The following is a 4,671-nucleotide window of genomic DNA, read 5'->3' as shown; positions in this document are numbered from 1 at the left end:
AGCGGCTCTCAACGGCGTCCCTGGAAATCAGGTTTTATTGGGCAATGGCTCAATCGAGAGTATCAGAGCGGTCGTACAAATGCTGCATGACAAAGCATTAAAAACAGATACAAGGTTTCAGCTAATCATTCCAGACCCAACTTTCGGCTGTGCCGAGCTGTATGCACGCTCATTAGATATTCCAGTAGTCAAAGTGCCATTAACGCGCGATGACTATGATTTAGACTTTGATAATCTACAAAAAGCGGCTGCTCAATTTGACGGTATCAGTCTTTTTTATTTATGCAATCCTAATAATCCAACGGCTATCATTACCGAAACGGATACGCTCAAAGCGTGGATGAAAAATGCGCCAAAAAACCACTATTTCTTATTGGATGAAGCCTACTTTGGCTATATCACCGACCCAAGTTTTGTGAGCGGTGTTGAATGGATAAAAGAGGGGTTATCAGATAACTTGATTGTCGTGCGCACTTTCTCAAAATTATTTGGGCTAGCAGGCTTGCGCGTCGGTTATGCGATTGCCAATCCACCGATGATTGCAGACATTGGTTCTTTGATGTCTACCGATAATATCAACATGTTAGGTGCGGTTGCAGCAATAGCAACGCTAGAAGACGAGGCGTTTTTGGCGCACAGTTTACAAACTACCAATCAAGCAAGAAAAATGATGGAGACGGCGCTCGATGAGCTGGGGCTGCGCTATTTACCTTCGCAAACCAATTTTATTTTTTATGAAGTCAAGGGTGACGTGCAAACCTATATTGATCGAATGCGTGAACATGGTATTGCGGTTGGTCGCGAGTTTCCCTCGATCCCAGGTTTCAATCGCATCACACTTGGCACACCCGAAGAGATGACAGTCGTTATTAAGACGTTACAGTTATTTCGTGAAAAAGGCTGGGTGTAATTACATACCATCGTATGATGTAGTTTACCAAAAAAGAAGGGACGCTTAGACGGCGTCTTTTTTTACCAACATCAAACGCAGTTTTACATATTCTGTCTTAAAAAGTATCCGTACACCTTATAGGATAAATTAATAAAGCATGATCTATCATAAGCAGATATGCGAGACGCATACCATAAAGATCATAAAAATAGACGTGCTGAAAGTTTTTAAAATTTTAAGACAAAGGGTGTATGTATGTTTGATATCAAATCTTTTTTTAAGAGAGAAGTAGAAAAAAAGCTCATGGATGTGGATGATTATATTTTTATGCCTGAGCGTATCGAGATGGCGCTTGAAGGCGGAGAGTTAAATTGTGTGTTAAATAGTGATGGCCGCGTCGATATTTTTTATAGTAAGCAGGGCGTGACAGAAGTCAGTTCGGCATCGCGTAAGCATCCTTTTACAGCGTTTGAGACCGAGTTATATCATGGCGTTTATGATGATGTCATCCATGCTTTGGTCAAGGAAGTGAACAAGATAATTGATGGCTCGTCCAAGTATTTTCATCGCAGTAAAATATTGCCGTCGACCGCGTCTTTGCCCGTTCGTCCAACGCCCAGCAATGAGTTATAAATTGACCAGTCATAAGTACGTCAGTATTTCATAAATTCCATTAGCTAAATGAGTAATAAAAAAGGGTAAATCATATGATTCACCCTTTTTTGTTGGCTACTATTTTTTTACCTTAAGTGTGCAAAATATTGTGCAGAGCGTATTGTGCTAAGCACCGCTTAAAGCGGCAGACTTTTTCATTGATATGGATTTGTCAGCAGCAGATAGGGCAGCGACGTTAGTAAGCGGGCGCGATTGACTGCCATCAATCAAGTGGTTAGTCTGTGTTTTAGTAAGCAAACTTTTTGCAAATTTTACGCTATCATCTCGTTTTTTTAAGGTGTCCGTGTAGTACCATTCGCATTGAAATGCCTGCTCGGTAATATCAAGGAGCATATAACCACGTTCGGTCTGATTGTTAAATTTCTGATGCGGGTTTAGCTCAACCCCAGCGGTTTCAGGGAAGGGTAAAGAAGTTAGGGCAGGACAGACGAACTCTACGGCTAAAGAGCCTTTGCCGGTTAGAGGGCTATAGCTACTTGCTTCAAAAGGGTTTCTTGCGATATCAAAAGCGAAAGATGCATGATAATCCCCAGTTAATACCACGGTATTGAAAATATTATTTTCTTCGATAAAGTTGAGCAAACGTGTACGCGCACTGGCATACCCATTCCAAATATCGCCAGAATTGGTGGCAAAAGTGCCTTTAAATGGCGCTAAAATAACTTGTTGGCCGAGTACTTGCCATGTTGCTTGACGGCGTTTGCCTTCGAGCATCTTTAAATAGAGCCAGTTTTCTTGTTCAAGACCTAATAGTTGGCGTTCAGGCTCGTTACTGGCTTTGGCATCAAGCTTTTCGCGACCAAATATGCGCGTATCTAACATATTTAAATCGAATAATTTACCAAATTCAAAGCGTCGATAAATACGTAATTGACTGTCTAGCTCATTACTAGTGTCGTCGCGAATAGGCATCCACTCATGATAAGCGCGCACGGCAGACATTTTGCGTTCTATATAGCTCCCTTTACTCTCAGTATGGAAACCTGCGCCACCTTTCCATGAATTGTCTGCAATTTCGTGATCGTCCCAAACAGCGATAAACGGATGCTGGCGGTGACATTCTTGCAAATCGACATCGGTACGGTAGCAAGCATAGCGGCGACGATAATCCTCTAAACTGATAATCTCGTTTTTTGGCTCTAGCGGTCGCTCTTCTTTTAAGTCATTATCGCGATAAAAGCCTTCTGGGTACTCATAGATATAATCACCTAAATGTATGACAGCAGAGAGGTCGGCTTGCTTGGCGATATTGGCATAGCCATTAAAGTAGCCAAAGCCATAGTTTGAGCAGGAAACCACTGCTAAGCGCACACGATCAACTTCGCTTGCTGGCAAGTCTGCTTGTGGTATGGTGCGTGTGCGACCGATAGGAGAGCGGTAGCCTAGTGCTTCAAAAGCATAATAATAAGTGGTATTGGGTTGTAGGTTTTTGGGGTCGACCTTTACGGTGAAGTCAGATTGCGCTGTCGCTATTGCGCGACCTTGAGTAACAATGTTTTTCAGCGCTGGGTCTGTTGCTACCCTATAAGCAACAGGAATACTGGCGGCTTGGATACTACCGTCATTGGTAATTCGTGTCCATAGTATAACGCGATCTTGGAGCGGGTCACCGCTGGCAATACCATACACAAAAGGTGCTGCACCTTGATAGCCTAAATCATCCAAGTCATCTAGACCATCGAGGTTATTTGGTGGCCTGACGTCATCATCTGATGAACAAGCACTGAGCTGAGTCAACACAGTACCAGCTATCGTTACCTGACCACCAAGTTTTATAAATGCACGTCTTTTCATCAGTCATCCTTGATATGAGTTAAAGATAAATTCCATTTATCATTCACAATAGTAAATAATTTATATGAATAAGTTGGGTTGCGCAATGAATAACCAAACTTATTTTGTGAAATAGACCCTTTAGTCAAGTCGCTGATCCAGCATCTATTTTTCAGCTACTTATTTAACGATACTGCCATAACAGCTCTGCAGCGTTTTTGCTACCACTTTAGTGACCAGCTGTGTGCGATAGTTGGCATCAATTGCCGCATTGCCAAGTTCAACAAGGGTCACTTGCTGCGGCGCTTGCTCACTGACGCAGCCGCAAACTCGACCTTTTATCTCTTCCTCTTGGGCGTCTGTCATCGCCACACTAGCAATGCGCCAAGCATTTTGTTTTTCAATCTGACTGCGGCATTGGTTATCAATAGCGGCTTTAAAGATATTCATCCCAATCTCGTTTGCCGAACCAATCGCCGTGCCAGCATTGGTATTCATATCAGAAGTGGCACAGCCAGCTAAGGCAAATGTGGCAAAAACGATGCTCGAAGCAAATAGTTTTTTCATAAGTTTTCCTTTAATATTTATCAATATTGGTAGCGGTTTTATTCTACAGATTTTTTAGACTATAACGGTAAAGATAAAAAATAAACACAAAAAAAGAGACCATGATAGGTCTCTCTTTTATAGGTATAAAGGTTTTAGAATCTAGCAGCCAAGTTTACCTTCTGCCTCAAGCGCTTTTTTGCTACGAATTGGTGCTGGGCAATCTTCACCATAGTATTGACGATCGGCAAAGTAGCTTGAGCGCACCATTGGGCCGGCCCAAATGCTAAAGAAACCAATCTTTTTACCATAGTCCATATAGCGCTGAAATTCATCTGGATGTACGTAACGATCAACAGGTGCATGATCCTTACTGGGTTGCAGGTACTGGCCAATGGTAATCATATCGACGTCATGGGCTTTTAAATCGTCAAGCAGAGCATAGATTTCTTCTTCGGTCTCACCAAGTCCAACCATAAACCCGCATTTGGTGGCGATATCAGGACGGCGCTCTTTATAAATTTTAAGCAAATCTAATGAATGCTGATAGTCAGAGCCTGGACGGAAGGCTTTATACAGACGCGGCACGGTTTCGATATTGTGGTTAAACACATCTGGCGCGGTTTCAGTCAATAAATCTAAGGCTATTTCCATACGCCCACGGAAATCTGGCACTAGTATTTCAATCAAGCAATTTGGGCTTAGCGCGCGCGATTCATTGAGAACTTCAACGAAATGTCCAGCACCGCCGTCTTTTAAATCATCGCGGTCAACTGAAGTAATCA

5 protein-coding genes are annotated in these 4,671 nt (G+C 42.5%); 2 read left to right on the top strand and 3 right to left on the bottom strand.

The features are described 5' to 3' along the window. Together V7D75_RS13335 and V7D75_RS13330 are read left to right on the top strand one after the other, a co-directional pair. The coding region (locus tag V7D75_RS13335) for a pyridoxal phosphate-dependent aminotransferase (protein ID WP_333614942.1) at positions 1-910 on the top strand (910 nt) is incomplete at its 5' end. Between the two features lie 237 nt (positions 911-1,147). Next, a complete protein-coding gene (locus V7D75_RS13330) occupies positions 1,148-1,525 on the top strand; it encodes a hypothetical protein (RefSeq protein WP_102077848.1) in 378 nt (125 codons plus the stop codon). A gap of 147 nt (positions 1,526-1,672) precedes the next feature. On the opposite strand, the gene V7D75_RS13325 is transcribed toward V7D75_RS13330, so the two are convergent. The 3 genes from V7D75_RS13325 to V7D75_RS13315 form a co-directional block, all read right to left on the bottom strand. Continuing rightward, on the bottom strand, positions 1,673-3,361 hold the full coding sequence (locus V7D75_RS13325; RefSeq protein WP_333614941.1) for an alkaline phosphatase D family protein: 1,689 nt from the start codon (positions 3,359-3,361) through the stop codon (positions 1,673-1,675). A 159-nt stretch (positions 3,362-3,520) separates the two neighbouring features. Next, entirely contained in the window at positions 3,521-3,907 is a 387-nt protein-coding gene (locus V7D75_RS13320) for a hypothetical protein (RefSeq protein ID WP_333614940.1), read from the bottom strand. A gap of 141 nt (positions 3,908-4,048) precedes the next feature. Further along, on the bottom strand, positions 4,049-4,671 hold a 623-nt coding region (locus V7D75_RS13315), incomplete at its 5' end, for a lipoyl synthase (RefSeq protein WP_333614939.1).

This window comes from Psychrobacter sp., from assembly GCF_036731945.1.
GTDB lineage: Bacteria > Pseudomonadota > Gammaproteobacteria > Pseudomonadales > Moraxellaceae > Psychrobacter.
The sequence above is the reverse complement of the archived record's forward strand: the minus strand, read 5'-3'. Positions and strand labels throughout refer to the sequence as shown.